The following is a 12906-nucleotide window of genomic DNA, read 5'->3' on the forward strand; positions in this document are numbered from 1 at the left end:
TGCTGTTTTTCCATCAGTTTTACCCCTCTGATGGTAATCCCGTTCGGCAACGGGTATTCTTGCTGGCAGTTTATCACAGGATGGTCTCGACTCGGTTTATGTTTCATCCAGTCTCATTTTTTATTGGCTTGCGGTACCTGCGCGGGCGATCCGGGGATCGCTTCAGCCGCTTTGTCTCTTATATGTCTACGGCAGGGATCACCATTGGGGTATTGGCCCTGGTGACTGTGCTGTCGGTCATGAACGGCTTCGAGCAGCAGCTGAAGTCGCGGATTCTCGGGGTGATGCCGCAAGCTGTGGTTTCCCAGCCCGACGGGCGGATGATCCGCGAGGCAACGCCGCCGCCATCGTTGACCGGCCTGCCGCATGTCTCGATGGTCACCCCGCTGACCCGCAGTGAAACTGTGATCCAGAGTGCAACATCCCTCTCGGCCGGGATGCTGCTGGGTGTCGATCCCAATCTGTTTGAGCCGCTGGGCTATCATATCGTCCAGGGCAAGTTGTCGAACCTGACACCGGGCAGCTACCGGGTGATCATGGGCCAGTCGCTGGCCGGAGAGCTGGGAGTGAAGGTGGGGGATAAAGTCCGCCTGATGGTCACTAGCGCCAGCCAGTATACGCCGATCGGCCGGATCCCGAGCCAGCGTAATTTTGTCGTTGAAGGCGTTTTTAATGCCAGCTCAGATGTCGACAAACAGCTGCTGCTGACCAACATCACTGACGCTGGCCGCTTGCTGCGCTACAAGCCCAATGAAATGACCGGCTGGCGGTTGTTCGTTGATGATCCCTTTATTGTCAGTGAGCTGGCACAGCAACCGCTGGCCAATGACTGGGTATGGTCCGACTGGCGCCAGCAACTGGGCCAGCTGTTCCAGGCGGTGAAGATGGAAAAGAACATGATGGGCCTGATGCTGGGGCTGATCATCGGGGTGGCGGCGTTTAACATCATCTCCGCCCTGATCATGGTGGTAATGGAGAAGCAGGCGGAGGTGGCGATCCTTAAAACCCAGGGGATGACCAGCCGCCAGATTTTGCTGGTGTTTATCGTTCAGGGCGCTAGCAGCGGGGTCATTGGCGCTGTTGCCGGCGGGGTGTTGGGCACCTTGCTGGCACTGAATCTGAATACGGTGTTGTCGGTCCTCGGGGTTCAGCTGCTGATGGTCGGCGGCTCCCTGCCGGTGGTCGTCAAACCGGTACAAATTGTGATTGTTGTTGTTGGCGCCATTGTTCTGAGTCTGCTGGCAACTGTGTTCCCTTCTTATCGTGCAGCATCTGTACGTCCTGCTGAGGCATTACGTTATGAGTAATTCACTATTGGTTTGTCACGCCCTGCGTAAGGTTTATCGCGAGGCCCAGCTCGAGACGGAAGTGCTGAAGGAAGTCGGCTTTTCGATTAATGCCGGTGAACTGGTGGGGATTGTCGGGGCGTCCGGCTCCGGGAAAAGTACTCTGCTGCATCTGCTGGGGGCGTTGGATGAGCCGACCAGCGGCGATGTGTTTTTTAAAGGCCAGAAGCTCAATGCGATGAATGCCGGCAAGCAGGCCAAAATTCGCAATCAGGAGCTGGGGTTTGTGTATCAGTTCCACCATTTGCTGGCAGATTTCAGTGCGGTGGAAAATGTCGCGATGCCGCTGCTGATTGGCGGGCTGGCGGCAGAGAAAGCCCGCTCGAAAGCAGAGAGTATGCTTGAACAGGTCGGGTTGAAACACCGGCTGGAGCACCGCCCGGCTGAACTCAGCGGCGGGGAGCGCCAGCGGGTGGCGATTGCCCGGGCGCTGGTCAATGATCCGGCGATTGTGCTGGCCGATGAGCCGACGGGAAACCTGGATCATAAAACGGCACTCGAGATTTACGATTTGATGCGTAAGCTGAATCAGGAGTCCGGTACCGCATTTCTGGTGGTGACTCATGATAATGAGCTGGCCGGCAAGCTGGATCGCTGTATGAGCATGCAAGATGGCGTGCTGAGCCAAGTTGAGGTGGCCTGATGTTCCGACCGCTTTCTCTGTTTATTGGCAGCCGCTTTAGCCGGGCCAAACAGCGCAACCGGATGGTGTCGTTTATTTCAGTCTCGTCCATGTTGGGAATCGCGGTCGGCGTTGCCGTGATCATTATCGGCTTGTCCGCCATGAATGGCTTTGAGCGAGAGCTGCAAAATCGCGTGCTGTCGGTGATCCCGCACGGGGAGTTGGAGGCGGTGAAGCCGCCGTTTACTGAGTGGCAGCCTATCTTAGACACGGTTCAGTCGCATCCGCGGGTGACAGCCGCCGCACCTTATATCCGTTTCACCGCCTTGCTTGAAAAAGGCACCAACCTGAAAGCGGTGGAAGTACGTGGGGTTAATCCGGCGCAGGAGCGCAAGGTGAGTGCCTTGCCCGGTTATGTGCGCGACGGGGCCTGGGATAAACTGGCCGCCGGAGAGAAGCAGGTGATTCTGGGCCAGGGGATCGCTGATAAGCTGGGGATTGGTGAAGGGGATTGGATCACGGCGATGATCCCGAATTCGGATCCGTCAAAGCAGCTGAAATCACCCCACCGGATCCGGCTCCAGGTGACCGGGCTGCTGGCGTTGGGGGGACAACTTGATCATAACCTGGCGCTGATCCCGCTGGCGGATGCTCAGCAGTATTTGTCGATGGGGCAGGGGATCTCCGGAATTTCGCTTAATGTCGATCAGGTGCTTGACGCCCAGGAGATTGTCCGGGAGGTGGGCTTTACCCTGCCGGTGTATGTCTACCTGAAGAGCTGGAATCAGAAATATGGCTATCTGTACCGGGATATCCAAATGGTCCGGACCATTATGTACCTGGTGATGGTGCTGGTGATTGGTGTCGCCTGCTTCAATATTGTTTCGACCCTGATGATGGCGGTGAAAGATCGTGCCGCGGATATTGCGATTTTAAGAACTATGGGGGCCGGTGACGGGTTGGTGAAGGCGATCTTTATCTGGCACGGCTTGCTCTCCGGGGTGATCGGTAGCTTGCTGGGCTCGTTGTTCGGTGCGGGGGTGGCTGTCAACCTGACCCCCATGCTGAAAGGGCTCGAGCATCTGCTGGGGCATCAGTTCTTGTCCGGGGATATCTATTTTGTCGATTTCCTGCCGACTGAGCTGGCGATGCAGGATGTGGTGATAGTGGCCGTTACAGCGATTGTCCTGAGCTTGCTGGCGACCTGGTATCCGGCCAGACGTGCCAGCCGCTTGCATCCGGCCCAGGTGCTGAGTGCGAAATAGATTTGAGGCGGTATCGCATCGCTGCAGGTGACGCAGCGATGCGAGGTAATTCACGCCCCACCGTGTATCGCGTGCGATGGAGTACCCGGTAAAACGGGATGACTCTCAGTTCAGGGGGCAGAAGCTGAATAACGACTTGTCTGAGATTTCAATCGCGGCAATAAAAAACCTCGCAATGGCGAGGTTTTTTATGTCCGGATAACAAGCTAGCGGAACCGGCGGCGATTCCAGCTGCGCACGACGGAGTAGCGCCATAAACCACGGATGGCAAAGTAGCCAACCAGGGCGCAGGCCACGCCGCTCACCGTACACCCGAGCAGAAACGGAGGCCCGATTTGACTCATTTGGTGCAGCAGAAACTCCCAGGAAAGTTCGAAATGAAAAGGTTGGTGGGGAGCATTCATCAGCCAGGCACCGAGTTTATAGGCACCATAAAACAGCACCGGCATGGTCACCGGGTTACTGACCCAAACCAGGCAGACCGACAGAGGCAGATTGACACTAAACAGAATGGCCAGCCCGGCGGCCATGATCATCTGGCTGGGCAGCGGGACAAATGCCATGAACAGGCCGACAGCAAATGCCCCCGACGCAGAACGCCGGTTGAGGCACCACAGGTTTGGGTTATACAGCACATGACCGAAAATCTTCAGCGCCTTCTGGCGCTTAATCACGTCATGGCTGGGCAAGAAACGTCTTATAACTTGTCTTGGCATTTTACTTCAGTTGTGATTGTGGCAATCCGGTAATGAACCAAGCCTTAGCCGGTATTGCAGCAGGGATACTATCGCTTCATCTTTGGCCACAGCTTCCAGGGTATCTCTGGTTTGTTACAGCCTTAATGATAGGTGGTTTTATTTCATCTTTTGGGCGGTTCAAATGGATAAGCTGGGTGGTTGTCGGTGCGCTGGTCGCGAAAACAGGCGCCACGGCTTATCTTGAAGCTGTCGAGATGATCCCCCTTGAGCGTCAGAATATTACCATAGTTGGCGAAGTTAGCAGTCTTTTAAATCAAAATATCCCCGCTCGGGACGTTGATTTTAAGGTCGGTTCACTTAATCACCAGCCATTGCCGCGCGGGCGCACACTCAAAGTCCGCCTTGACTGGCCGCAAGAAGAAAAGCTGAAACGGGGACAGCGATGGCAGTTGGAGGTGCGACTCAAGCGCCCTTATGGCCGGGTGAACCGGGCTGGTTTCGATGCCGAACGCTACTTTCTCGCCCATGGATACCACGGAAGGGGCAAAGTGCTCCAGGCCCGGCAGTTACCGCCGGCAGCCTTGCCGGATCTGCGCCAGCAACTGTTTGACCAAGTAGTCAGGCTGACCCAGCCCCTGTCACGCCAGCCGTACTTGCTGGCTTTGGGCTTCGGGTTTCGTGACGGGCTGGAACATCACGACTGGCTGGTCCTGCGTGACAGCGGTCTGGCGCATCTGATGGCGATATCCGGGCTGCATATCGGCCTGGCGGTTGGATGTGGCTGGTGGCTGGGACGGATGATTCGGGGGCTGAGCCCGGAACATCCCCGCTTGCTCTGGCTGCCGGTGTGGCTGGCCGGGGTGTTTGCCTGTTGCTATGCCTGGCTGGCCGGATTTAGCCTGCCGACCCAGCGGGCGCTGTTGATGAGTGCGCTGGTGTTGGTTTTGATCCGCCTGCGGATCCAGTGGCCGGGGTGGCAGGTGATGCTGGTGGCCTTGGTGTTGTGCCTGTTGGTTAATCCTTTAGGCACTTATGGTGCCGGGTTCTGGCTTTCTTTTGCTGCCGTGCTGATCCTTTATATCGCCAATCTCAGCGGTTTGCAGCCCCGTGTTGTAGATAGTCCGACCTTGCCGCAAACCCTGCTCGGCCGGCTGAAAGCCCTGGCCCTGATGCAGTTGGCCCTGATGCTGTTGATGCTGCCGGTGCAATGGCAGTGGTTCGGCGGGATCTCGCTCGTCGCGCCGGTGGTGAATTTGCTCGCTGTACCCTGGGTCAGCCTGGTGACCGTGCCTTTGGTTCTGGCCGCGCTGGCAACGGTATGGCTGCCGACGATTTCCGGCGGGCTGTGGTGGCTGGCCGATTGTTCCCTGATCCCGGTACTGGCATTGGCAAACCAGGCGGAGGGTGCCTGGTGGGATATCCCGGCCCGGGGCATGGTGTACCTGCTGGGGGGGATCCTCGCGCTGGTGGTGATGTGGTTCCTGCCGGTGCGCCGCTATAAAGCCTGGTTTTTGGTGATGGGCATGGTGCTGGGTAGCTGGTACGGCTGGCCGGGCAGGGATGACAGTCTGCGACCGTCGGCGTCAACGGCGGGCTGGCAGTTGGATATGCTGGATGTTGGTCATGGGTTGGCAGTACTGATCCGCCGCCATGGCCGGGCCGTCCTCTATGATACCGGGAATGCCTGGGAGCAGGGCAGTATCGCCAACATGGTGATCGAGCCGGTTCTGCGGCGTGACGGGATCACCCGGCTTGACGGGTTGATCCTCAGCCATGCCGACAGTGATCACGCCGGTGGGCTCAACGATGTGCTGGCGCGGCTCCGCCCGCAGTGGCGGCGCAGCAGTGATCACCGGGCGGGCTTTGCGCCGTGCGTGCGGGGCGAGACATGGCTGTGGCAGCAGCTGAACTTCCGGGTGCTTTGGCCACCGAAGCGAGTTACGAGGGCGGCCAACCCCCATTCGTGTGTGATTGAAATTCAGGACTCGGCACGCGCTTCCGGACGGCCAGTGTCCGTATTGCTGACCGGCGATATTGACGCCATCTCCGAACTCTTGCTGGCCCGGCTCGAGCCAGGACTCAATCCCGATATCCTGCTGGTGCCGCATCACGGCAGCAAGACTTCTTCAACGGCGACCTGGCTGGCGACGATGAAACCGGATTTTGCCCTGGTCTCCACTGCGCGCTACAGCCCCTGGCGGCTCCCGGCGCCGGAAGTGCAACAGCGCTACCTCAATAAGGGAGCGCAGTGGCTCAATACCGCAGAGCACGGGCAGGTGACGGTATACATTGATCAGGGGAAGGTCACCCTTGCTCGCTATCGTCAGGATGTCCGCGGGGGTTGGTTTCGGGAAGTCTCCAGGTAGCATTAGCGTGCTAACGCGGGATTGATAGTCGCAACAGGTGCTTAAAAACTAAGCGGCGCTGTTCAAGGGCATCGGAACTTATTTGGTGCATCGCCGCGAAGCGAGTAGAATGTGGCGAATTGACTTTAATACAAACCGGTTTTCATGACACAACCAACAGATCAATCCACTTGGGATACGTTTAAACGGCTTTGGCCATCGATTAGCTTATACAAGTCCGGGCTTGCCGTGGCCGTTGTGGCCCTGATCATCAGTGCCGCCAGTGATGCCCTGATGCTCTCGATGATTAAGCCGCTGATGGATGAAAGTTTTGGTGGTTTAGATGCCATCGAATCCAATTTCCTGGCCATGATGCCTTTCTATCTGCTGGGACTGATGATCCTGCGCGGGCTCAGTGGCTTTGTTTCGACTTACTGCCTGTCCTGGGTGTCGGGAAATGTGGTGATGACCCTGCGTCGCCAGATGTTCAACCACTTTATGAAAATGCCGGTTGGTTTTTTTGACAAAGAGTCGTCGGGCAAGCTGCTGTCGCGGATCACTTATGATTCTGAGCAGGTGGCGTCGGCCACCAGTGGCGCGCTGGTCAGCCTGGTGCGGGAAGGGGCGATGATCGTTGCCCTGATGGGGCTGATGTTCTGGAACAGCTGGCAGCTGTCGGCGATTTTGTTGGTCATTGCCCCGGTTGTGGCGGTCAGTATCCGGGTGGTGTCGAAACGCTTTCGCAAGATTTCCAAAAACATGCAGGATGCAATGGGCTCGGTGACCTCGTCGGCGGAGCAGATGCTCAAAGGCCACAAAGTGGTCCTGAGCTACGGCGGCCAGCAGGTCGAAAAAGAGCGGTTTGAGAAAGTGAGTAACGGGATGCGCCAGCAGACCATGAAGCTGGTTTCGGCCCAGGCGATTGCCAACCCGGTGATCCAGGTGATTGCCTCCATGGCTCTGGTGGTGGTGCTGGTACTGGCCAACACGGAGTCGCTGCGCGCTGAGTTGACCCCGGGCACCTTTGCCCTGGTGTTTGGCTCCATGTTCGGCCTGATGCGCCCGCTCAAAGCCCTGACCAATGTCACCTCCCAGTTCCAGCGCGGCATGGCGGCTTGCCAGACTTTGTTTGGCCTGATGGAGCTGGAGACGGAAAAAGATCACGGGACCTACGCTCCGGCGCGGGTCAAAGGCGATATTGAGGTTAAAGATGTCACTTTCACCTATCCGACCAAAGATACCCCGGCGCTGCGCCATGTCAGTTTTTCGCTGCCAGCTGGTCAGACCCTGGCGCTGGTTGGGCGTTCGGGCTCGGGCAAGAGTACCATTGCCAACCTGCTGACTCGCTTCTATGACATCGATTCTGGGCAAATCACTATTGATGGTCGCGAATTGCAGGACTATAAGCTGTCCAACCTGCGCGAGCAGGTTGCCGTGGTGTCACAGAATGTTCACCTGTTTAACGACACCATCGCCAATAACATTGCCTATGCCAGTGGTGATCAATACAGCCGCGAAGAAATTGAGAAAGCGGCTGAGCTCGCTTACGCGATGGACTTTATTCAGGGTATGGCGCATGGCCTGGATACAGTGATCGGTGAAAACGGGGTGAGCCTGTCCGGCGGCCAGCGGCAGCGGATCGCGATTGCCCGTGCCCTGCTGCGCAATGCCCCGGTTCTGATCCTGGATGAGGCGACTTCGGCGCTGGATACCGAGTCTGAGCGCGCCATTCAGGCGGCGTTGGATGAGCTGCAAAAAGATCGCACGGTGCTGGTGATTGCCCATCGCCTGTCAACAATTGAAAACGCGGATCAGATCCTGGTGGTCGATGAAGGCGAAATCATCGAGCGCGGCGTGCATGCCGAGCTGCTGGCCAAAGACGGTGCCTACGCTCAGTTGCACCGGATCCAGTTTGGTGAATAATGGCGAATTGGGTTGAAAAAATCTGGTTTGAGCAGCACCCGGTCGGTGTTGCGCTCAAACCTTTGCTATGGCCGCTGAGCCGCTTGTTCGGCTGGATCAGCGTGCGCCGTCGCCGCCAGTATCAAATTGGTCAAAAAGCGGTGTATCGCGCGCCGGTGCCGGTGGTGGTGGTCGGCAATATCACCGCCGGCGGCAATGGCAAGACCCCTGTGGTGGTGTGGCTGGTAGAGCAGCTCAAGGCCAGAGGGCTCAAGCCCGGCGTGGTCTCGCGCGGCTATGGTGCCAAGGCGCCGTATTATCCGTATCCGGTCACTGCCGAGACGCCGACGGCAGAAGCCGGCGATGAGCCGGTGCTGATCCACCGTCGTACCGGGGTGCCGGTGGCGGTGTCGCCCAAGCGGGCAGATGCGGTCAAGTTGCTGCTGGCGCAGGATGTGGATGTCATTATTACCGATGATGGCTTGCAGCATTATGCTCTGGCGCGGGATATTGAAATTGTGGTGATTGACGGCCAGCGCCGGTTCGGCAATCGCCAGCTGATCCCGATGGGGCCGCTGCGTGAGCCCTGTGAACGGTTGGCTGAAGTGGACTTTCTGATTTGCAACGGCGGTCAGGCGCAGTCTGGAGAAGTGCAGATGATCCTGCAGCCGGGCGAGCTGATCAACCTGAAAACCGGTGAGCGTTGCCCGGTATCCGCCCTGCAAGATGTGGTTGCCATGGCCGGGATCGGACATCCGCCGCGATTTTTTCATACACTGAAGATGCTGGGAGTCACGCCGGTGGTGAGTCAGCCATTTGCTGATCATCAGGCTTTCTCCGAGCAAGAATTAACACAGCTGTCCCAGCGGGGACAGCATCTTATCATGACAGAGAAAGATGCGGTGAAATGCCACACCTTCGCTCAGTCAAACTGGTGGTACCTGCCGGTGGATGCCGAACTCCCGGCATCCGAGGTAGATGCCATCATGACCCGGATTATTGAGGTAAAGGAAGAATATGGATCATCGTCTGCTTGAAATCGTCGCCTGCCCGGTCTGTAAAGGTAAGCTGAACTACGATAAAGACAAGAATGAACTGGTATGCAAGTTTGATCGTCTGGCCTATCCGATCAACGACGGGATCCCGGTGTTGCTTGAACCTGAAGCGCGTACTTTAAGCTCTGATGAGGTGAAGTAATGGCGTTCACGGTGATTATCCCGGCACGTTACCAGTCCTCCCGCCTGCCGGGCAAGCCGCTGGCGGATATCGGCGGCAAGCCGATGATCCAGTGGGTTTATGAGCAGGCGAGCAAAGCCGGTGCCGAGCAGGTGATCGTCGCCACCGATGATCAGCGCATTGTCGATGTCGTCAAAGGCTTCGGCGGTGAGGTTTGCTTGACCCGTGCCGATCACGAATCCGGCACCGAGCGTCTGGCCGAGGTGGTCGAGCAATACCAACTGGCTGATGATCAGATTGTGGTGAATGTTCAGGGCGATGAGCCGCTGATCCCGGAATCCATTATCCGCCAGGTGGCAGATAATCTGGCCCGTAGCGATGCGCCGATGGCGACGCTGGCGGTGGAAATTGATCAGGCCGATGAAGTGTTCAATCCCAATGCGGTGAAAGTGGTCACCAACCAGGACGGCTACGCGATGTATTTCAGCCGGGCCTCGATCCCCTGGGACCGTGATAACTTTGCCAAGCGCCCGCAGGAGATCCATCATAACCTGATGCGCCATATCGGGATCTATGCCTATCGCGCCGGGTTTATCAATACTTACATCAACTGGGAGCCGAGCGCGCTGGAGAAAATCGAAGCGCTGGAGCAGCTGCGGGTGCTGTGGTACGGCGAGAAAATCCATGTTGAAGTCGCGATTGATGCGCCGCCTGCGGGCGTTGATACGCCGGAAGATCTGGAAAAGGTCCGTCAGCTGATTGGCTGATGCTCGTGCGTGGGACATTACATGAAGAAGGGCTGCTTGGGATAAGCAGCCCTTTTTATATTGATGGATTTGAGTGAGGCCTGAAGTATTGCCGCATTAATACGACGAGTAATAAAAAGGCCACCCGGAGGTGGCCTTGGTTATCTGTACTTGTGTGATGCGATGATTAGGCATTCACCGGCTTGCTGTCGGCTTCTTGATCGGCTTCGAACACCGCGTGGTCAGCCTGACCCAGCAAACGGGATGTGATGGTCCCGGCAGTCATGGAGCCGCTGACGTTGACCGCGGTACGACCCATGTCGATCAGCGGCTCAATCGAGATCAGCAGGCCCGCCAGGGCAACCGGCATATCCAGTGCTGATAAGACAATCAGAGCGGCAAAGGTCGCGCCACCGCCAACCCCGGCAATCCCGAAGGAGCTGATGGTGATGATCGCGATCAGGGTCAGCATGAAGCCCGGATCCAGCGGGTTAATCCCGATGGTTGGGGCAATCATCACTGCCAGCATCGCTGGGTACAGGCCGGCACAGCCGTTCTGGCCCATGGTGGCACCGAACGAAGCCGAGAAGTTCGACACGCCTTCACCGTTGCCTAGTTTCTTCACCTGCGTATCGATGTTAAATGGCAGCGTTCCGGCACTGGAGCGTGAGGTAAACGCGAAGGTCAGGACTGGCAGGATCTTCTTCAGAAAGCGGATTGGGTTGACGCCAACCAGCGACACCAGCACCAGGTGCATCACCAGGATCAGGCCGAGACCGACGTATGAAGCCACGACAAAGTTCGCCAGGCTCAGAATATCGTCGTAGTTCGAACCGGCAACCACTTTGGTCATCAGCGCCAGCACACCATATGGCGTCAGGCTCAGCACCATGCGAACCAGGGTACGAACAATTTCCTGTGCCACTTGCATGAATTTCTCAAAGCTGGCGCCCAGCTCAGGCTGGGTGCGGATCACGGTCAGGCCGGCCACACCGATAAAGGCTGAGAAAATCACCACTGCAATGGTCGAGGTCGGGCGGCTGCCGGCCAGGTCGGCAAACGGGTTGCCCGGGAAGAATGAAATCACCATGTCGGCGAAAGACAGCGCTTCCACAGTACCCAAACGGTTTTCCAGCACTTCACCCCGGGCGATTTCACGTGCGCCTTGCACTATGCCTTCAGCAGACAGGCCGAACAGGTTGCTGATCAGGATCCCGATCAGGGCTGAAGCCGCCGTGGTTGCCAGCAGAATACCGATGCTCAGGCCGGAGATTTTACCCAGCGAGCCGGAATCTTTGACTTTAATGATGGCACCGATAATTGAGACCATGATCAGCGGCATGATGATCATTTTCAGCAGGCTGACGTAGCCGGCACCAACGATGTTGATGTACTCGAGGGTATTGGCAATCACGTCGCTACCGCCACCATAGAGCAGTTGCAGGGCGGCACCAAACAGTACCCCCAGTCCCAGGCTGGTAAAGACGCGTTTGGAAAGCGTCTGCTCACTGCGTTGTTGTTTCACCAGGAACGCAACCAGCAGCGCAAAAATTGCGATATTCAGTATCAGAAATGGCATGGTGTTGAGCCTTAAAAGGTTATAATCGCCTGAAAAGTCCCTGTGCAGGCTGATGTATAAGAATGAATGACGCGCAATCTTATGATCCACATCCTGAAAGCGAAATGGTTTTTAATATCTTTTTATATGAAAAAATCGAACAATTTAAAACATTCTGGAATATGGCGTTGTCTTTGCGCAACCTGCCGATCATTTGTCCTGAAATGGTATCGCAGGGCAGGGGATTCCCCGGCCGGTGAGAAAGCCGGGGAAGCTGGGGATGGTGATCAGGCCGGTTGGCCAGATTGCTTTGTGTCTGGATTCGCTTCTGCTGGTTGCTCGGGCGCTGCAGGTTGGTCCAGGCGTTCTGGCGGTGGTGCGGCCAGTTGATCCCGCAGGGTTTGCCACCATTGCCCCATGGTTTCGTGCCAGTAGCGCTCAGTTTGCTCCAGGTATTTGGCTTGCGGCTGGTACCGCTCCCAGGGCTGCTTTATTTTATTGCTGGCCAGGAAGTTGGTCGGCGCCGGCGTGGGCTTCAGGCCTGCCTGGTTAAACTCGTACAGCGCGCGGGTCATATGGCTGGCCGAGGTGACCAAGACTAACTTTCGATCGCCGACCACAGAAGCGGCCTGAAAGGCTTCTTCCCAGGTATCGCGTGCGGTTTCAAGCAGTAGAATGTCATTTTTCTTGGTCCCGAGTGCCAGGGCAACTTTGGCCATCATCCGGGCCTGGCTGACATCGGAGCCGCCGCCGTAACCGGAGAGGATGAGTTTGGACTCGGGGTAAAGCCGGTGGATCCGCAGTCCTTCCGCCAGCCGCATCAGGGAAGTTCTGGAAAGCTCGGATGTGATTGGCATGGCGTGGTCAATCACATGGCCGCTGCCCAGCACCATAACGTAGTCAACGGTTTCTGCCGAGGGGATAAAAGGTTCGTTCTCACGCTCCAACGGACGCAGCAGACTGGTCGCGATCGGTTGGAAGGAGACCAGGAAAATGCCGAGGAAAGCAAAGGCGATACACGCCGACGCCAGTCCCTTGCGGCGAGTAAACCAGAGCAGCATGAGACCGAAACACCCGAGCAGCAGTAGGGCGGGCAACGGCATCAGGAGCGCAGAAAATATTTTTTTTAGTTCAAACATGAAATGTCGTCCGAAAATTCAGCAGTTGAGCTCGAAAAATCATCACAAGCCTTTATTCCTTGCTGGCTTGTGCCAAAATGAGCTCTATTTTTCCAATCGCTATCATATC

General features: G+C 57.0%; 12 protein-coding genes. 9 read left to right on the forward strand and 3 right to left on the reverse strand.

Going from position 1 to position 12906, the window contains the following annotated elements; all coding sequences use genetic code 11:
- Positions 1-98: 98 nt before the first annotated feature.
- Genes lolC through lolE form a run of 3 tightly spaced genes read left to right on the forward strand, consistent with a single transcriptional unit; the run spans position 99 to position 3233 of the window.
- Positions 99-1307, forward strand: coding sequence for a lipoprotein-releasing ABC transporter permease subunit LolC (lolC, locus tag NNL38_RS05635; RefSeq protein WP_255390046.1), 1209 nt, complete (start codon positions 99-101; stop codon positions 1305-1307).
- A complete protein-coding gene (lolD, locus tag NNL38_RS05640) occupies positions 1300-1989 on the forward strand; it encodes a lipoprotein-releasing ABC transporter ATP-binding protein LolD (RefSeq protein ID WP_255390047.1) in 690 nt (229 codons plus the stop codon). The genes lolC and lolD overlap by 8 nt, the downstream gene beginning before the upstream one ends.
- Positions 1989-3233 (forward strand): lipoprotein-releasing ABC transporter permease subunit LolE, encoded by a 1245-nt coding sequence (gene lolE, locus NNL38_RS05645; RefSeq protein WP_255390048.1) that lies wholly within the window; start codon positions 1989-1991, stop codon positions 3231-3233. Before lolD ends, lolE begins: the two co-directional genes overlap by 1 nt.
- A gap of 206 nt (positions 3234-3439) precedes the next feature.
- Here lolE and NNL38_RS05650 read toward each other — a convergent pair whose 3' ends face one another.
- The gene (locus tag NNL38_RS05650) at positions 3440-3949 is read right to left on the reverse strand and encodes a DUF2062 domain-containing protein (RefSeq protein ID WP_255390049.1); all 510 of its coding nucleotides are present in this window, start codon (positions 3947-3949) and stop codon (positions 3440-3442) included.
- A 32-nt stretch (positions 3950-3981) separates the two neighbouring features.
- Here NNL38_RS05650 and NNL38_RS05655 point away from each other — a divergent pair, with 32 nt between their 5' ends.
- From NNL38_RS05655 to kdsB, 5 genes are all read left to right on the forward strand, one after another.
- Positions 3982-6297 carry a DNA internalization-related competence protein ComEC/Rec2 gene (locus tag NNL38_RS05655; RefSeq protein ID WP_255390050.1) on the forward strand — a complete coding sequence of 772 codons (2316 nt, stop codon included), beginning with the start codon at positions 3982-3984 and terminating at the stop codon, positions 6295-6297.
- 144 nt (positions 6298-6441) lie between these two features.
- Positions 6442-8199, forward strand: coding sequence for a lipid A ABC transporter ATP-binding protein/permease MsbA (gene msbA, locus NNL38_RS05660; RefSeq protein WP_255390051.1), 1758 nt, complete (start codon positions 6442-6444; stop codon positions 8197-8199).
- The gene (gene lpxK, locus NNL38_RS05665) at positions 8199-9215 is read left to right on the forward strand and encodes a tetraacyldisaccharide 4'-kinase (protein ID WP_255390052.1); all 1017 of its coding nucleotides are present in this window, start codon (positions 8199-8201) and stop codon (positions 9213-9215) included. The genes msbA and lpxK overlap by 1 nt, the downstream gene beginning before the upstream one ends.
- The gene (locus NNL38_RS05670) at positions 9196-9375 is read left to right on the forward strand and encodes a Trm112 family protein (protein ID WP_255390053.1); all 180 of its coding nucleotides are present in this window, start codon (positions 9196-9198) and stop codon (positions 9373-9375) included. Before lpxK ends, NNL38_RS05670 begins: the two co-directional genes overlap by 20 nt.
- Positions 9375-10121: a 3-deoxy-manno-octulosonate cytidylyltransferase gene (kdsB, locus tag NNL38_RS05675; RefSeq protein ID WP_255390054.1), complete on the forward strand. Its 747-nt coding sequence runs from the start codon at positions 9375-9377 to the stop codon at positions 10119-10121. Before NNL38_RS05670 ends, kdsB begins: the two co-directional genes overlap by 1 nt.
- Positions 10122-10287: 166 nt before the next feature.
- Here kdsB and NNL38_RS05680 read toward each other — a convergent pair whose 3' ends face one another.
- Entirely contained in the window at positions 10288-11679 is a 1392-nt protein-coding gene (locus tag NNL38_RS05680) for an L-cystine transporter (RefSeq protein WP_255390055.1), read from the reverse strand.
- A gap of 62 nt (positions 11680-11741) precedes the next feature.
- Between NNL38_RS05680 and NNL38_RS05685 the strand changes: the two genes are divergently transcribed.
- A complete protein-coding gene (locus NNL38_RS05685) occupies positions 11742-11918 on the forward strand; it encodes a hypothetical protein (RefSeq protein ID WP_255390056.1) in 177 nt (58 codons plus the stop codon).
- Between the two features lie 27 nt (positions 11919-11945).
- Here NNL38_RS05685 and elyC read toward each other — a convergent pair whose 3' ends face one another.
- Positions 11946-12797, reverse strand: a complete 852-nt coding sequence (gene elyC, locus NNL38_RS05690) for an envelope biogenesis factor ElyC (RefSeq protein ID WP_255390057.1) — start codon at positions 12795-12797, stop codon at positions 11946-11948.
- Positions 12798-12906: the final 109 nt, after the last annotated feature.

Source organism: Photobacterium atrarenae (genome assembly GCF_024380015.1).
GTDB classification, from domain to species: domain Bacteria; phylum Pseudomonadota; class Gammaproteobacteria; order Enterobacterales; family Vibrionaceae; genus Photobacterium; species Photobacterium atrarenae.

What these genes read in the sequence shown, in the direction of transcription:
- lolC (WP_255390046.1), top strand. Translation starts at nt 99, where the DNA reads ATGTTTCATCCAGTCTCATTTTTTATTGGCTTGCGGTACCTGCGCGGG.
- lolD (WP_255390047.1), top strand. Translation starts at nt 1,300, where the DNA reads ATGAGTAATTCACTATTGGTTTGTCACGCCCTGCGTAAGGTTTATCGC.
- lolE (WP_255390048.1), top strand. Translation starts at nt 1,989, where the DNA reads ATGTTCCGACCGCTTTCTCTGTTTATTGGCAGCCGCTTTAGCCGGGCC.
- NNL38_RS05650 (WP_255390049.1), bottom strand. Translation starts at nt 3,949, where the DNA reads ATGCCAAGACAAGTTATAAGACGTTTCTTGCCCAGCCATGACGTGATT.
- NNL38_RS05655 (WP_255390050.1), top strand. Translation starts at nt 3,982, where the DNA reads ATGAACCAAGCCTTAGCCGGTATTGCAGCAGGGATACTATCGCTTCAT.
- msbA (WP_255390051.1), top strand. Translation starts at nt 6,442, where the DNA reads ATGACACAACCAACAGATCAATCCACTTGGGATACGTTTAAACGGCTT.
- lpxK (WP_255390052.1), top strand. Translation starts at nt 8,199, where the DNA reads ATGGCGAATTGGGTTGAAAAAATCTGGTTTGAGCAGCACCCGGTCGGT.
- NNL38_RS05670 (WP_255390053.1), top strand. Translation starts at nt 9,196, where the DNA reads ATGGATCATCGTCTGCTTGAAATCGTCGCCTGCCCGGTCTGTAAAGGT.
- kdsB (WP_255390054.1), top strand. Translation starts at nt 9,375, where the DNA reads ATGGCGTTCACGGTGATTATCCCGGCACGTTACCAGTCCTCCCGCCTG.
- NNL38_RS05680 (WP_255390055.1), bottom strand. Translation starts at nt 11,679, where the DNA reads ATGCCATTTCTGATACTGAATATCGCAATTTTTGCGCTGCTGGTTGCG.
- NNL38_RS05685 (WP_255390056.1), top strand. Translation starts at nt 11,742, where the DNA reads ATGAATGACGCGCAATCTTATGATCCACATCCTGAAAGCGAAATGGTT.
- elyC (WP_255390057.1), bottom strand. Translation starts at nt 12,797, where the DNA reads ATGTTTGAACTAAAAAAAATATTTTCTGCGCTCCTGATGCCGTTGCCC.